15 protein-coding genes and 1 tRNA gene are annotated in these 15,498 nt (G+C 66.2%); 10 read left to right on the forward strand and 6 right to left on the reverse strand.

Annotated elements, in window-relative coordinates; genetic code table 11:
• Positions 1-10: 10 nt before the first annotated feature.
• Positions 11-1,207 (reverse strand): hypothetical protein, encoded by a 1,197-nt coding sequence (locus LB529_RS21850; RefSeq protein WP_224712316.1) that lies wholly within the window; start codon positions 1,205-1,207, stop codon positions 11-13.
• Positions 1,208-1,545: 338 nt separating this feature from the next.
• Between LB529_RS21850 and LB529_RS21855 the strand changes: the two genes are divergently transcribed.
• The 9 genes from LB529_RS21855 to LB529_RS21895 all read left to right on the forward strand — a co-directional run bounded on the left by LB529_RS21855 (position 1,546) and on the right by LB529_RS21895 (position 8,683).
• Positions 1,546-1,621, forward strand: a tRNA-Thr gene (locus tag LB529_RS21855).
• Positions 1,622-3,132: 1,511 nt separating this feature from the next.
• A complete protein-coding gene (locus LB529_RS21860; protein ID WP_095766010.1) occupies positions 3,133-3,321 on the forward strand; it encodes a YodC family protein in 189 nt (62 codons plus the stop codon).
• 155 nt (positions 3,322-3,476) lie between these two features.
• A complete protein-coding gene (locus LB529_RS21865; protein ID WP_224712317.1) occupies positions 3,477-3,920 on the forward strand; it encodes an EF-hand domain-containing protein in 444 nt (147 codons plus the stop codon).
• A gap of 45 nt (positions 3,921-3,965) precedes the next feature.
• A complete protein-coding gene (locus LB529_RS21870; RefSeq protein ID WP_224712318.1) occupies positions 3,966-4,508 on the forward strand; it encodes an RNA polymerase sigma factor in 543 nt (180 codons plus the stop codon).
• 74 nt (positions 4,509-4,582) lie between these two features.
• Positions 4,583-5,032: a hypothetical protein gene (locus tag LB529_RS21875; protein ID WP_224712319.1), complete on the forward strand. Its 450-nt coding sequence runs from the start codon at positions 4,583-4,585 to the stop codon at positions 5,030-5,032.
• Positions 5,029-5,472: a periplasmic heavy metal sensor gene (locus tag LB529_RS21880; protein WP_224602790.1), complete on the forward strand. Its 444-nt coding sequence runs from the start codon at positions 5,029-5,031 to the stop codon at positions 5,470-5,472. The genes LB529_RS21875 and LB529_RS21880 overlap by 4 nt, the downstream gene beginning before the upstream one ends.
• Positions 5,473-5,582: 110 nt before the next feature.
• Positions 5,583-5,870, forward strand: coding sequence for a GCG_CRPN prefix-to-repeats domain-containing protein (locus tag LB529_RS21885; protein WP_224603094.1), 288 nt, complete (start codon positions 5,583-5,585; stop codon positions 5,868-5,870).
• A gap of 97 nt (positions 5,871-5,967) precedes the next feature.
• Complete coding sequence (locus LB529_RS21890; protein ID WP_224712320.1) at positions 5,968-7,425, forward strand: DUF1800 family protein; 1,458 nt, start codon at positions 5,968-5,970, stop codon at positions 7,423-7,425.
• A 19-nt stretch (positions 7,426-7,444) separates the two neighbouring features.
• Positions 7,445-8,683: a DUF1501 domain-containing protein gene (locus LB529_RS21895; RefSeq protein WP_224712321.1), complete on the forward strand. Its 1,239-nt coding sequence runs from the start codon at positions 7,445-7,447 to the stop codon at positions 8,681-8,683.
• A 51-nt stretch (positions 8,684-8,734) separates the two neighbouring features.
• Here the strand turns inward: LB529_RS21895 and LB529_RS21900 are convergent, their stop codons facing one another.
• Positions 8,735-9,001: a GCG_CRPN prefix-to-repeats domain-containing protein gene (locus LB529_RS21900; RefSeq protein WP_224526809.1), complete on the reverse strand. Its 267-nt coding sequence runs from the start codon at positions 8,999-9,001 to the stop codon at positions 8,735-8,737.
• Between the two features lie 67 nt (positions 9,002-9,068).
• On the opposite strand from LB529_RS21900, the gene LB529_RS21905 reads away from it, so the two are divergent.
• The gene (locus LB529_RS21905; RefSeq protein ID WP_224712322.1) at positions 9,069-9,527 is read left to right on the forward strand and encodes a hypothetical protein; all 459 of its coding nucleotides are present in this window, start codon (positions 9,069-9,071) and stop codon (positions 9,525-9,527) included.
• A gap of 22 nt (positions 9,528-9,549) precedes the next feature.
• Here LB529_RS21905 and LB529_RS21910 read toward each other — a convergent pair whose 3' ends face one another.
• The 4 genes from LB529_RS21910 to LB529_RS21925 form a co-directional block, all read right to left on the reverse strand.
• The gene (locus LB529_RS21910; RefSeq protein ID WP_224526812.1) at positions 9,550-11,121 is read right to left on the reverse strand and encodes an indolepyruvate oxidoreductase subunit beta family protein; all 1,572 of its coding nucleotides are present in this window, start codon (positions 11,119-11,121) and stop codon (positions 9,550-9,552) included.
• On the reverse strand, positions 11,114-13,267 hold the full coding sequence (locus tag LB529_RS21915; protein WP_224526814.1) for an indolepyruvate ferredoxin oxidoreductase subunit alpha: 2,154 nt from the start codon (positions 13,265-13,267) through the stop codon (positions 11,114-11,116). Before LB529_RS21915 ends, LB529_RS21910 begins: the two co-directional genes overlap by 8 nt.
• Positions 13,268-13,328: 61 nt before the next feature.
• Complete coding sequence (locus LB529_RS21920; RefSeq protein WP_224526817.1) at positions 13,329-13,811, reverse strand: MarR family winged helix-turn-helix transcriptional regulator; 483 nt, start codon at positions 13,809-13,811, stop codon at positions 13,329-13,331.
• On the reverse strand, positions 13,811-15,382 hold the full coding sequence (locus LB529_RS21925; protein ID WP_224526819.1) for a phytoene desaturase family protein: 1,572 nt from the start codon (positions 15,380-15,382) through the stop codon (positions 13,811-13,813). Before LB529_RS21925 ends, LB529_RS21920 begins: the two co-directional genes overlap by 1 nt.
• Positions 15,383-15,498 lie beyond the last annotated feature (116 nt).

Below are 15,498 nucleotides of genomic sequence, written 5' to 3' on the forward strand. Positions count from 1 at the left end.
AGCGGCGCGATCACTGCGCTATCGAGACGCGTATCTCGTAGATATCCACCGACTTGCCCTTCTGGTCGAAATCGGAATTGACGGCGATCGTGCCGGCGGCGCCCGGATGCTTGTTCGGGAACTGCACGTCGAACAGATATTCGTTGCGCTCGTGGCCGACCGCGTAGCGCTTGCGGCCGCAATCGCCGAGATCGCCGAAATTGCAGTCGATCGAGATCTGCGTCTCCTTGCCTTCTTCCGAACGCGCGACGATGTCGAACATGGCATGCTTGCCCGCAAGCTTCTCCAGCACGCCCTGACCGACATCGAAGGCGATGGCCGAACCGGACGCGCCCGAGCGGATGCGCAGGAACTGGCCGGTGTCGTCCTTCATCACCTCGGCGGCGGCGTCGGACGGCGCGCTGACATGGGTCGGGTCGGCGGGCGAGAAGACGTTGATCCAGTTCTTCGACTGGTCGGCTTCGCCCGGTTTCTGCGGCGAGCCTGGCTCGGTCGGCTGCGAGGAGTCCTCGTCGTCCAGCGCCGGCGCCGGCTCCGGCGGGCCGGTGTTGAGCTCGGCCGCCGTCTTGAAGACACCGGTCTGCTTGGCGAAGTAGAGGCCGATGCCGGCGGCCGCGAGCAATGTCGCGACGACGAAGATCGCGGTGAGCGGCAAGCGCCGGCCCCTGATGCGCCGCTCGTCGCGGTCGGGCGCGACCTGCGCGCCGTTGCCGATGGGAGCACCCGGCGAATCATCGAGCGAGGGCGCATCGGGAAGCGCTGTCTCATCCGGCATGATGTCGGGCACGCGCGGCAGCACACGCGCACGCGGCCGGTCCGACGCATCGGGCTGGACCGGGCCGTCGACGGTGATCGAGGGCGAGGGCGCGGTTTGCGACGGCGGCAGCGGCGCGTCGACAGACGGCGCGGCCGATTCGGACGGCGCTTCGACGCGGGGGTCCGGTGCGCCATTGCCGGCGGGCGCTACGTTTTCCGGCGGCAGCGTCACCTCTGGCACGGCCGGCAGGAACTCCGATTCGATCTCGGTGATCTTGGCCTGGACTGCCTTGCGGCGGCTGATGGCGGCCTCGACCGTGACGTTCGGATTGGCCTGCAGGACGCGGTCGAGCGCGGCAAAGGCGGATCGATAGACCCTCTCGCGGAACGCCCGGTCCTCGGCATTGCCTTTCTCGAAGGCATTGCGGATCGCTTTCTCGATGGGGTCCAAGCGAGCTCCCTCTGCGCGTTCGCTCCCGGTTGTCTGGTCGTCAGCCGCAGACGACCGATCGATCAACGGCGAGCGGCTGCCTTGCCGGCCAAAGCCATTTCGGCATTTTTTGTTGAAGAATCAACATTTTTCGTCACCGCGGCTGCAGCCGCGCCGGCCAGCCGGATGCGAAGGACCGCTTACCCGCACGCCGCCGCGGGCCGCGCCGGCGCCCATCGCGCGGTAACCGTAGATCGGAATTGCCGCCGGCGAGGCCGGAAATTCACCGCTGCCCATCTTGAATTAGCGAGCGGTTGAGTCTATCACCCAGCCCATTCTGGAAGCCTGACGCTTCCCGGGCCGCTTTAGCTCAGTTGGTAGAGCACATCATTCGTAATGATGGGGTCGCGTGTTCGAGTCACGCAAGCGGCACCAAATTTCCAATAACTTAGCCGATCGCCTCGCCGGATTTGTACAGAAACCGCACAGAAACACCTGATGCCGAAGGCTGTAGACCTGAGCGACCGCGAACTTCACCGTCTGATCAGCTAACTTTCTCCCTGCTCGCCTAGACCGTGCTTCGGAATTTCCTTTAGCCCTAACATTTGTAGGCGCGACCAGTTCGGCCGTGTGCACATGATAGGGCGCTCGGTCCTGGCGGGGCCGAGCCCAACCACCTTCACCCGCTGGCTTCGGCCGGCGGGTTTTTTCATTCTGTCACAGCTCGGCGACAACCGTCTGGGCATTCCAGTCAATGGACTTCGGTCGTATGTACTTTAAGACTGTGGCCCGAGTGCGGAACAAATACCACAAAGTTCTCTTTTCTTCCGAGTGAGAACTCAAGAAAAGGAGAAAAGCCATGTCTGACGGCCCTACAGTCGTAAACTCTGGTGGTGGCGGAACAGCCGTTGCGATAATCCTTGGCATCATCGCAGTTGTTGCCCTACTATTCTTCACGGGGGTGATAAACATAAATGGGGGCGGAGGTAAGGATGTGAACGTTAGCGTGAACACGCCCAAGGTTGAGGCGCCGTCCGCACCGTCCGTCTCCAAGCCCGCCGCTCCCGCCAAACCGGCACCGGCACCTGCTAACGGGGGCTAGGGCGGATCTTCCTCACAGGCTCCGGCGAAATGCTGGGCCTGTGAGGTCCAGCGGTTCACGTCCCGCGATTCGCCGGTCCCCGCCATCTCTGCCCAGGCGCATTAGCGGAGGCCGAGCGCTTGAGCGGTCTGCCGTGAACCATGGGCCATCGGCGGATGACAAAAAGTCACCAGCGGGGGCAACCTGCCCCAACGGAATAAGGGGCTATATCTTTGGTCCTTTCGGACCAATGCGTTCGGCAGGATGGACCTCGGTCGATTGTGGGCTGGCGGGCAAATCAGACAGTCTCGCGATCGCACCGGCTGATAACCCCAAGCCCCCCGCCCTATCGGTCGGTGCATGCCCGGCTTGCGGACCTCAAAATCCTAACCACAAAAGCGAGCCGGGCTTCCATCCGCGTGCCCGTGCCGTGACGCAATTTGTCGGAAATGCAATGAGGAGTTGGACGGTCTATCACGTCGGTTTCAGAGCAGGGGGCAGCAGACAGCTTCTAACTGAAATCGGAAGCGTTGAAGCAGACAATCTTTTGGCGGCGGTGATGAAGGCACAGGCATTGTGGCCCGATGAAAGGTCCATGACCGTCCGCCCGGCCGCAGAAGACAGCCAATCGGCACAGCCGCCGGCCCCACGGCGCGACACCGATTGAACCCAAGGAGCGATCGGGTCGCTCGCTTCGGCTCCAAAGCCTCGACATGATCTGGCCACGCCTACGGTGCTACCTGGCGTGTTTCACAAGCGGCATCATTCTCACGCCTTCCTCCTGCACCACGTGATCGGCGCATCTCGGCCATTGTCGGGAACAGCTGTTGGTGGGAAACTCCCTTTGTCAGCATGGGAGGTCGAAATGCCCAATAGTTTCAAGACCGGAGACGTCGTCAGGCTGAAGTCCGGAGGCCCCGAAATGACTGTCAGCGACGGGGCGGCTTCCGGCACGTATCTGTGCCACTGGTTCAACCGCGAGGGCGACGTCTGGACGCCGCAACATGCAGGTTTCAAGCAGGACCAGCTGGTGGCGGTCGACCAGCCGAGATAGCCGTCGCCCTCCTGTCCTTAGCAATCCTTCGATCCGGCTGCGCCGGATCCGGTAGGTTGGTGTCCGGTCGAAAAAGACCGACGGATTTTGCTCTGTCTCGCGTTCAACGGCTGAAGCGTGGCCGCCAATGGCCGCGCCCAACCGGAGACGAGAGCATGATGCGCCCCACCATATTCGTCGTTGCCCTTGGCCTGCAGACCGCGGCCGCGGTCGCCCAGACAACGACGCCGCTCCCTGCCCCGGCCCAGACGGCGCCGAGCAGCCCGGCTCCGGCCGGCAAGTCTGACCAACCCAAATCCGGCCTGACGCTGGAAAAGTTCGAGGCGCGCCGGGAAAGGGCGTTCATGCGGGCCGACACAGACAATGACGGCAAGGTCAGCCTCACCGAATGGACCGCTTTCCAGACCGCGCGCAAGGCCAAGGGCGATCCGGCCAAATCCTTCGCGCGCATCGACGCCAACAAGGACGGTTTCGTCGACAGGGGCGAGCTCGACGCCTTTCTCGCCGAGCGCTTCGCCAGGCTCGACAAGAATAGCGACGGCGTGCTCGGCGCCGACGAGAGGCCGGGCCATAAAACCGCTCCCAATCAGGAGCAATGACCAAGAGGCTATGCCGCACAATGACAGCCGCGAGCGCCCGACGTGATGGGCGCCGATCCGGACGAGGAACTGGTACGCCGCATCGGCACCGGCGACACCGCCGCGGTGCAGGCGATGGTGGCGCGCAAGCTGCCGCGCATCCTGGCCCTGGCCGCCAGGATGCTTGGCGACCCGGCGGAAGCAGAGGACGTCGCCCAGGAGACTTTCGTGCGCATCTGGCGCCATGCCTCGGGCTGGCGCCAGGGGCACGCACGCTTCGACACCTGGATTCACCGCGTCGCGCTCAACCTCTGCTACGACCGGCTGCGGCGCCGGCGCGAATGGACGACGGACGAGCTGCCGGAGGTGGCGGACGAGGCGCCGCTTCCCGATGTCATGCCGGGCGACGAAGAACGCAGGGTCAACCAAGCGCTGCAGCGGATCGCGCCACGCCAGCGCGAGGCCATCGTGCTGGTGTATTATCAGGAGCTGTCCAACATCGAGGCCGCCGGCGCCATGCAGGTCAGCGTCGATGCGCTGGAAAGCCTGCTCGCGCGAGGCCGGCGCTCCTTGCATGCCATGCTCATTGGAGACGATGGCGATGACTGAGACAGCAAAGGCATTGCCGGCGTTGCGGGCAAGGACGTGGGGGGCCAGGTCGGGATGGCGGAAGGGGGAACGGGATGGCTGAGAAGAGAACGAAGGGGCGGATGGATGCCGGGCGCTTCGCTGCGCTGGCAGATGCCTATGGCGGCGCCTTGCACCGCTGGCCGCCGGGCGAACAGGCAGCCGCGATGCTGTTTGCCGACACCAACGAGGGCCGAGCTATCCTGGCGCGCGCCGGCAGGCTCGACGCCATGCTCGATCGGCATCGGGTCGAAGCACCCAGCCCGGCGCTCCATCGCGCCATTGTCGCCCGGGCAGCGGCCGAGGTCAGGCAGAGCCGCCGCCGACAGTTCTGGTGGCTGGGCTTCGGGCTTGCGTGTGTCGGGCTGGCCGGCGCCGCGGCCGGCCTGGCGCTGGTGACCGTCGTCAACCCGGATATGCAGCCCGACCACTATGTGATGGATGCCAATGCGACGTCGTTCGGCGATGCCGGTCCCGACGCCGATCCTTACGAAGAAGATCTATGAACCCCCGTCTTGTCGCGGCATCGCTGGTGCTGAATGTTTTTCTGATCGGCGCGGTGGCCGGCGGCGCCGGCTGGCTGATCGGCAAGTCCAATCCGGGCTATTCGCTGGAATCGGCCGGCGGTAGGTTGCCTGCCGCCGACCGCAAGGTCTTCCGCCAGGCGTTACGCGAGGTGCGCCGGGAGTCGCGGGACGTGATCCTCGACGGACAGGCCGCGCGGCGCGAGGCGGCAAACCTTCTGCAACAGCCGGCTCTCGACACCAACGCGCTTGCCGCCGCCCTGGAGCGCGCGCGCAATGCCGATGTCACCGTGCGCACCCGGATCGAGCAACGCATCATCGAATTCGCCGCATCGGGCTCGCCGGAGGACCGCCGGCTGCTGGCGGACGCCTTGTTGCGACGCGCCGGCCGGCAGCCGCCGCCTGCAAAAAAATCGCCATAGGCGGCGACGGAAACGGCGAGCACGCTCCGTTCAAGGGAAGAGGGACAGGCCTGCGACCGCCTTTGGCGGCGGCAGGTTCTCTTCAACCTCGAAACTCTCGGGAGTATCGCATGAACAGTCTGGCAAAATATTCGATCGCGGCTGCCCTCGCCCTCGGCGGAACGGCCGCCGCAAGCGCCGCCTCGGCGATGCCGATCGCACCGGTTGCGCCCTCACCGGCGCTTGTCGAGCACGTCGCCTGGGGCTGCGGTCCGGGCTGGCATCCCAACCACTGGGGCCGCTGCGTGCCCAATCGCCGCGTGATCTATCCCGGCTATTACTACTGGGGCGGACCGCGCGTCTATATCGGCCCCGTCTGGCATCCCTACCATCGCTGGCACCACTGGCGCCGCTGGTAACAACCCTTCGCGATGCCGGTGCTGCGGCCGGCATCGTGAGTATCCCCGATGATCCATGAAACCGACGCGATCTGCGCCGGGTTCAACGGAGGCTTCGTTGGCCGCAACGTTTGCAAATTCCGTCTCGCCGAACCCCGCCCTGGTGACGCTCAACCGCTTCGGCCTCGGCGCGAAACCCGGCGACGAGTTTGGCAAGATCGCCGCCGATCCGCGCGGCTACCTCGAGGCCGAGCTCAAGCAGCAGGACATCGCGCTCATTTCCCCCGACGACCCACGGAATGCCGGGTTGCTGGACAGCACTGCGGCGATCCAGGCCAGCATGGCGGCAGCCATGGAGCGCAAGGCGGCGCGCGCCGAGGCGGCGGCCGCCGCTATGCAGCCGATGGCAACGGATGATCCAGCCGGCCCGGCCATGGCAAAAGCCAAACCCGCGGTGCCGCGTGTCGAGGCCGATATCTATCGCGACGAAGCGCAGGCCCGGTTCGACAAGGCGCTCACTGCGGCGCCCGGCTTCGTGGAGCGCCTGGTCGGCTTCTGGTCGAACCATTTCTGCGTTTCCGTCGCCAAGGCACCCGTCGTGCGGGCATGCGCCGGCGCCTTCGAGCGCGAGGCGATCCGCCCCTTCGTGCTCGGCCGCTTCGCCGACATGCTTTTGGCCGTCGAGCACCATCCGGCCATGCTGTTCTATCTCGACAACCGGCAGTCCATCGGCCCCGATTCCCGCGCCGGCAAGCGACGCGGACGCGGCCTCAACGAGAACCTCGCCCGCGAGATCCTGGAATTGCACACGATGGGCGTCGGCAGCGGCTATGCCCAGGCCGACGTCACCAGTTTCGCGAACATGCTGACCGGCTGGACGATGGCCGGCCGCGAGGGGCGGCTGGGCGAGCCGGGAAGCTTCGTCTTCAACGCCAATGCGCATCAGCCGGGCCAGGCGGTGCTGCTCGGCAAGACCTATCCCGATGGCGGCATGGGCCAGGCGGAGGCCGCGCTCAACGACATTGCCCGCCACCCGGCCACCGCGCGGCACATCGCCAGCAAGCTTGCCCGCCATTTCATCGCGGACGATCCGCCCGAAGCGGCGGTCGCCCGCCTGGCCACGGTCTTCACCAAGACCGACGGCGACCTGCGAGCGATCGCGTTGGCGCTGGTCGACATGCCAGAAGCCTGGTCGACGCCGCTCACGAAGCTGCGCTCGCCACTAGACTATGTCGTGGCGTTGCGCCGGGCGGTGGGCACCACCGCCGGCAACGAACCGCAACGATCGCTTCGCTGGCTGAGCGTGCTCGGCGAACCGCTGTGGCGACCGCCGGGGCCGAACGGCTTTCCCGACCGGACGGACGCATGGGTTTCCGCCGAGGGCCTCAAGACGCGGCTGGACATTGCGTGGCAGGCGGCGAAGCAGGCGGACGATATCGGCGATCCCGACGAGATGCTCGCGTCGCTGATCGGCACATCCGTCTCGGCCGAGACGCGGCAGGCGATTTCGCGCGCGGAGTCCCGGCAGCAGGGCCTGGCGTTGCTGTTGATGGCGCCGGAATTCCAGCGCCGGTAGCAGAAGTGGAGATGCAGCCATGAGCCTTCTTTGCGAAACCCCCAGCCTTTCCCGCCGCGCGGTGCTGATGAGCGGCGGCGCGCTGTTTGCCTGGGCCTATCTGCCGCGCTTCGCGCGCGCAGCCGACAAGCGCGACCCGCGCCTGATCGTCGTCGTGCTGCGCGGCGCGCTGGACGGGCTGTCGACGGTCGGGCCGGTTGGCGATCCAAACTATGCCGGCCTGCATGGCGACATCGCGCTTTCGCTCTCAGGCGCCAACCCGGCATTGCCGCTTGACGGTTTCTTCGCCGTCAACCCGGCAATGCCGGTGTTTGCGCGCCTGTTCAAGGCGGGCCAGGCGGCGGTCGTTCATGCGGCCGCGACCGGCTACCGCGACCGCTCGCATTTCGATGGCCAGGACGTGCTGGAAACCGGCCTGCCGGGCCCCGGCAACGCCACCACCGGCTGGCTCAACCGGGCTTTAGCCAGCCTGCCGGCGGGCGAGCGCGTGGCGAGGCTCGGCGGGCTGGCGGTCGGGCCGTCGACGCCGCTGGTGATCCGTGGCGCCGCGCCCGTGCTCGGCTGGGCACCGCAGGCGCTGCCGACGCCCGGCGATGCGCTGGCGGAGCGTGTGCTCGATCTCTACAACCATCGCGATCCTGCGCTGGCGGCCGCGCTTCAGAAAGGGCTCGACGCCGACCGCATGGCGCTGGGCGACCAGCTCGACGGCAAGACGATGAAGCCGAAGGGCGGCCTCGACAATGCCGGCGGCATGCGGCAGTCGGCGCAAGGCGCGGCGCGGCTGATGGCTGCCGACGACGGACCGCGCATCGCGGCGCTCGCCTTCGACGGCTGGGACACCCATGTCAACGAAGGCGGCGCCACAGGGAGGCTCGCCAATCTGCTCGGCGGCCTCGACGGGGCGTTCGAGGAGCTCGAGAAAGGGCTTGGCGAGCGTTGGCGCGACACCGCGGTCGTCGCCATCACCGAGTTCGGCCGCACGGCGCGCATCAACGGCACGGTCGGCACCGACCATGGCACCGGCACGGTGGTGCTGCTCGCCGGCGGCGCGATCAAGGGCGGCCGCGTCATCGCCGACTGGCCGGGACTGAAGCCGGCGCAGCTCCACGAACAGCGCGACCTGGCGCCGACCAGCGATGTGCGCGCGGTGCTGAAGGGGCTGCTGGCCGACCAGTTCGGGCTGTCGCCGGCGGTGCTTGGCGACAAGGTGTTTCCGGAGTCGGCGGCGGTGAGGCCGATGCGGGATTTAGTGGCGTGAGCCGTGAGTTTGCCGGTCAGCGCGGGCATCGACCGCGATCCTCTCGACGGATCACCAGCTCCAATAACCGGGGTGCCAGCGGTGATGCGCCCAGAAGCCGGGATGCCAATGGCGCACCGGCCGGATGAACCGGCGGCCGTTGGGCACGCAATTGCCCCAGCGGTTCACGTGCCGGCCGGGACCGCAGCGCCAGCCGACGGTTTCGATGGGCAGCCGCGCAGCAATAGGCTTGGCCATTGGCATGGCCTGCGAGCCGACACTGGACAGCATCAACGTGCCGGCAGCCATGGCGAGAGGCAGAAAGTATTTTGCGAACATGCGTTGTCTCCGTAAATTTCCCTACCTCCGTGAAACGGAGTACAGGGCCGAATTCCGTCGGAGCGCGATGGATCACATCCTCGTTAGCGGCCAGATCGGCGGCAGCAATCCGGATATCCTCTCAATTCCCTTAGTCCCTCGACATTTCCAAGTTGTTTTGCTTTTTTGTCTGGAGATGGGGGAGAATATGTCTGTTTCCGTTCTTGTTGTTATTGGTGCCGGTGCGGCTGGCTTAGCAGGAATTGTCAGCGCTGCAAAAAAGTCTGCACAGAAGAAACGTCGCGCTTTGCTTTTAGCAAAATATGGCGACGAGGAGATCGCGGATTGGATCATGATCCGGCGAATTTGGCAGGGCATGACCTTTGAGCAATTGATCGATTCCTGGGGAAAGCCAGCGGATATGACCGAGCGGGTCTATAAAACGAAAGTCGCGCACACGTTGAAATACAACCAAACTGGCAAGAACCGCTATAGCGATCGCGTTATAGTAGAGAATGGCATAGTGGTCGGCTGGGATCAGAAATAATCGCCATTTATTTAAGGTGATTCTAGTTGAGCGTCGCCACGGTCTTCAGCGCGCCGTCCAGCATGTCGCCTTTCTCGTCCTTGAGAGCCGCCTCGCGCAGGCGGCGGATCCAGTCGGCGGCGTCCTCCCTGCCCTTGAGCATCGGCAGCGCCGACAGCACGCGATCGAATTTCGACTGGGCGCGGGCGTGGGTGTCGCTGTAGCCCTTGATCAGCCGGCGGCAGTTCAGGATTTCGGTGGCAAGCGCGTAGTCCTGCGGCACATAGCCGAGCGCCAGGCCGTACCAGCGTTCGAGATGTCCTATCTCGACCCTGTGGCGCAGCAGGCGGCGGCGCCAGCGGCGCAGGCCGCCGATGAACCACAGCATGGCGAAGCCGGTGAAACTGTCGGTGCGGATGTGGCGGCCGCGGTTGATGCGGCGATCGAGGAAGGCGGCGAGTTTTGGGCGGCTCTCGATGTAGCTGCCAAGCCCGGCCGGCAGCGTGCCGCAGAACTCCTCGATGCGCGGATGGAAATATTCGGTGACCTGCAGGACCGAGCCTTCCTTGACGCCGACCTCCTTGCGCACCCGCTTGTCTCGCGTCGAGCGTGTCTTCAAATCCGCGACGCGGATCATGTCGTCGTAGCACATGGCGTTGGCGAGATGCTTTGCCGCGGCGATCGACAGCGCGTAGCCGCGCTCCGCATTGTCAAGCGCCACCGCTCTGTCCAGCCGGTCGAGATACTCGCCGCCATAGGCGATGTCCTGGTAATCGACGACCTTCTTCAGCCCGCGCTCGGCCATGTCGCGCACGGGCTCAGGGAGCGAGGCGACGCGAGCGGCAAGCGCCTGCCAGCCCTTGAGCAGGGTTTCCGGGCCGCTGACCCGCCCCGTTGGCCTGGGCTGGGCAACGGCAGGTTCCGCCGCCGCCTTTTCCCCGGCCGGCGCTGCCGCGATCCCGCGCGCGCGGTCGTAGGCCGCGCCGAAGGCGGCGAGGCTCGGCTTGACGCCACGGCCGCCGGCGCCGATCGCCTGCTCGTAAGTCTCGCGGGTGAAGGGCAGCGCGTCGGAACCGGCCAGCGCGCCGAGCAGGCTGGCCGAGATCATCGTGCCATTCTCGGCGGCGATCTTTTCCATGTCGAAGGCGATGAAGCGCCTGGCCGCAGCCTGCGCCGTCGCGTGCACTTTTTCCGATGAGGCGCGGCCGTCGCCCGGCTCGATCTTTTCCGAGACGGCGGCGATCCGGTGCGAGGACGCAATCAGCGTCGTGCGCTCGGGCGTGACGAAACCGCGGATGATGGCGCGGCCGGCTTCCATCAGCTCGGCCGCGATCAATATGTCGACATCGCCCTGCGACGGCGACAGCGCGAAGACCGGCAGCCGGCCGGTGTCGCGGGCCATCTCGATATAATAGATCGTGGCGCCGGTGCGCTGCGCGACGCCGGCCACGGAGGTCGATTGGGCGATATAGCCGTTGCGCTCGGCGACGTCGGTGATCCAGTCGGCGAGCACGCCGCCGCCCTGGCCGCCGACGGCGAGCACGGCGAGTTTTATCACCCGCTCGTCGTCAGAGGCGCCCGCCTTCGGGCGCAGGGGAGAAGCCTGGTCAAGCATCGGCAAACATCAAGCGGCGGCTCTCCCGGCGGCGCTGCAGAAGGCCGATCGCGGCGCGGCGCGCGCTTTCGAGGAAACGGTCCCAGCGGCCGGGATTGTGGACGACATCGGCGCGGTAGAAGGATGGGCAGAGCACGGCGGCGTCCGCCACCTCGCCACAATTGCCGCAGCCGACGCAGTTCTGATCGATCGAGGCGACCGGATCGTCGCGCAGCGGATCGTCGAGCGACTTCACCGACAGCGACGGGCAGCCGGACAGCCGCATGCAGGCATGGTCGCCCGTGCAGATGTCCTCGTCGACGCCGAATTTCGGCTTGACCACGCGCTCGCCGCCCTTGATCGCCTTGTCGACCAGCGGCTTCTCGCGGCGCTGGCGGTTGAGCATGCACTCGGACGAGGCGACGATAACCTTCGGACCCTTCTCCTCGGTGGTCAGCGCCTCGCGCAGCGCGGCTTGCATCTTGCCGACATCATAGGTGCGGTCGATGTGGCGCAGCCATTTGACGCCCATGCCCTTCACCGCTTCGTCGATCGGATGCTTGGTCGACTTGGTGCGGTTGTTGGCGCGCGAGGACAGGATGTCCTGGCCGCCGGTGGCGGCGGAGTAGAAATTGTCGACTATGACGATGACGCCGTCATTCTTGTTGAACACCGCATTGCCAATCGAGGAGGTCAGGCCGTTGTGCCAGAAGCCGCCGTCGCCGACGAAGGAGATCGAGCGGCGCTTTGCTTCCGGCGAATTGAAGGCGGAAGCCGAGGCCGGTCCCAGCCCGTAGCCCATGGTGGTGGCGCCAAGCTCGAAAGGAGGCATGATCGAGAACAGATGGCAGCCGATATCGGAAGCGATGTGGTGCTTGCCGAGCTCTTGCTCGACAAGCTTGGTCGCGGCGAAAATCGGCCGCTCAGGACAGCCGACGCAGAAGCCCGGCGGACGTCCAGGCACGACATTGATGAGGTCGGCCGTATCGACGCCTTCACCCACCTTGTTCGGAGCCCGGACCTTGCCCGGCAGCAGATGCGGGGCATTGGCGCGCAGGAAGGAGCCGATGCCGTCGAGCATCACCTGGCCGGTATATTCGCCGGCCATCGGCAGATGCTCCTTGCCGACCAGTTTGGTGCCGCGCCCGGCCTTGTGCAGCATCGCGGCAAAGGCCTGCTCGATATAATTGGGCTGGCCTTCCTCGACGACCAGCACCGCCTGCTTGCCCTCGCAGAAGGCGAGGAACTCATCGTCGACCAGCGGGTAGACGGCGTTCAGCACGTAAAGCGGCACGTCGGTCTCGCCATAGGTGTCGGCAAGGCCGAGCCGCTGCAGCGCGCGGATGACGGAATTATACATGCCGCCCTGCATGACGATGCCGACCGAGCCGTGATCCGGCCCGAACATCTCGTTGATCTTGCGGCTCTTGATGAAATCCACCGCCGCCGGCCAGCGCTTGGCGACCTTCTCCTTCTCATGCAGGAAGGAGGCGGGCGGCAGCACGATGCGGCCGGTGTCGCGGCGCGGCGCGGACAGCGCATCGGCGACCGACATCGGCGGGCGCTTGTTGTCCTTGGCGATGAAGTGGCCATGGACGTGACAGCAGCGGATGCGCACCTGCAGCATCACCGGCGTGTTCGACACCTCCGACAGCTCGAATCCGTCCTCGACCGCCTTGACGATCGATGGCAGGTTCGGGCGCGGGTCGAGCAGCCAGACCTGGCTCTTCATGGCGAAGGCATGGCTGCGCTCCTGCATGATCGAGGAGCCCTCGCCATAGTCCTCGCCGACGATGATCAGCGCGCCGCCGGTGACGCCGCCGGAGGCCAGGTTCGCCAGCGCGTCGGAAGCGACGTTGGTGCCGACCGTCGACTTGAAGGTGGCGGCGCCCCGGATCGGATAATGCACGGAGGCGGCCAGCATGGCGGTGGCAGTCGCTTCGGAAGCGCTCGCCTCGAAATGCACGCCGAGCTCGCCCAGAATGTCCTGCGCGTCGGCCAGCACATCCATCAGATGGCTGATCGGCGCGCCCTGGTAGCCGCCGACATAGCCTACGCCGCACTGCAAGAGCGCCTTGGTGATGGCGAGGATGCCCTCGCCGGCGAATTCCTCGCCGGCGCCAAGCCTCAGCTTTTCGACTTCCTTGGCAAAAGACCGTTCGGCCATCTCCGCCTCCTTCCGTTGCCGCCTTCCCGTTGCCTTTGGGCAGGCGGCGCGTGCGTCAAACTCAGATGTCGTGTTTGCGAATGTTCCTGAGCATCTTCTGCAGGATCGCGATCAGCGCGGCGTATTCGGCATCGTCGATACCGTCGAACATGGCTTCGAAAGCGTCATGCATTGCGGGCCAGGCGCGGGTGAACAGCGCCCGCCCGTCATCGGTCAGGAACACATGGCGGATGCGGCTGTCGGTGACGCCCTGCTCGCGCCGCACCAGGCCCTGGCCTTCCAGCGAGTCGAGCGTGCGGCTCAAGGTCGACTGCTCGATGACCGTGTAGACCGAGAGATCGTTGACGGTGACGCCGTCGGCGACTGACAGCACGGCCAGCGTGCGCACCTGCGGGATGGTCAGGCCCTGCTTGCGGAAGTCGTCGCGCAAAGTGGCGTTGTAGCGGCCCATGATGCGGTTCATCAGATAGGGCGCGAATTGCTGCAGGCCGATCTGGCCGAGGGTCGAGATGCGCTGGCGCTTTTCGGCGAGCTTCTGTTCCATCATAGCCTCCCCGCCAGCAGAAAGCCGGAGCCGCCGCCGAGGCCGGCGCCTGGATGGGTCGAGGCGCCGATATGATAGAGGCCCTTGATGCCGGTCTCGTGGTTGCGGCTCGCCTTGAACGGCCGCCACAGGAAGGACTGGTCGATGGTCGACGAGCCGCCATAGGGATCGCCGCCGACAAGGTTGACGTTCAGGGCTTCGAGATCGGCCGGCGAATAGGCGCGGCGCGCGATCACGCTCTCGCGGAAACCGTCGATGTGGTTGGCGAGGATCGCCTCGACCCGGTCGGCATAGGCTTCGCGCAGCGCTTCGGTCCAGCGGCCGTCGGCGGGCGCTTCAAGCTTGCCGGCGGCATCGCCCTTGATGTGGCGCGGCGCCTCCGGCAGTTGCAGCCACAGGATCGCCTTGCCATCGGGGCAGCGCGACGGGTCGAGCGCGTGCGGCTGGCCGACGCAGATGGTCGGCACTTCCGGCAGCAGGCCGCGCACCGCCTCGTTGCAGGCCTTCGACACGCCATCCAAACCCGGCGTCAGATGCAGCAGCGCGACCTTGTCGAGGCCCTCGCCGCGCCAGGCCGGCGGCTTGTCCAGCGCGTAGTGGATCTGGAAATTGCCCTTGCCGTAGCGATAAACGCGCGTCGCTTCGACGTCGCGCTTTGGAGCCGCATCGCCGAGCAGGCGGCTATAGAGCTGCGTCGGCGTAACCGAGCAGATGACGCTCTTCTCGGCGTTCAACGTCTCGCCGGAGGCGAGCCGCACGCCGCCGGCGCGTCCGCCGCTCTGGACGATCGAGGCGACGTCGGCGTTGACGCGGATCTCGCCGCCGCGTTCCCTGATCAGCGCCTCGAAGGCGGCGAGCAGGTTCTTGGCGCCGCCCTTGACGATCGGCGCGCCGGCCGCCTCCAGCGCGAAGGCGATAACCTTGGCGATCTGGCCGGAGAAGGCATCTTCCGGCCCGAGCCCGGCATGCAAAACCCAGGGTGCCCAGAGCGCGCGGACGAGGCCGGAACTGTAAGTCGTTTCCAGCCAGCCGCGGGCGGGCACCAGCGCCTCGCCCATGAAGGCGGCAAGGTTGCGCGGGCCGCGCCGCCAGGCCTCGCCGGCGATGAGCTTGGTCGTCGGGTAGGACCAGAGCGCGCCGCCGAGCAGGCCGAAGAGAAGACCGGCATTGCGTTCGATGTCGCCGACATCGCCGCGATGGCGGTCGCCGTCGCCGGAGGCGATCCGGTTCAGCGCCGCAATGTTGGCGGCACGGTCGGTGGTGAGCACGGCATGGCTGCCGTCGGGCGTGAGCACGCCTGTCGGGGTGGCGGTGTGGCAGAACTCCAGTCCATGCCGCGCAAGGTCCTTGCCGAGCGCGGCGAACGCCGGCGAGGTGATGAACAGCACGAAAGTCGTGGCCATCACATCATGGACGAAGCCAGGCGCCGTGATCTCGTCGGTGCGCATGCAGCCGCCGAGACGATCGTTGCGCTCGAGCACGAGCACCTTGGCGCCCTTGGCGCCCAGCATCGCCGCGCAAACCAGGGCGTTGATGCCGCTGCCGACGATGATGTGATCGGGGGCGGTCATTGGAGGCTCGCGGGTACGAGGGCGTCAATCGCGCGAAGCCGAGTTCCTTCGCGCCCCCCTCTGTCCTGCCGGACATCTCCCCCTGTAGGGGGGAGATCAGCAGTTTTGGCGCCCCA

This window comes from Mesorhizobium sp. CA5 (assembly GCF_020165105.1).
In the GTDB taxonomy this organism is placed as follows: Bacteria; Pseudomonadota; Alphaproteobacteria; order Rhizobiales; family Rhizobiaceae; genus Mesorhizobium.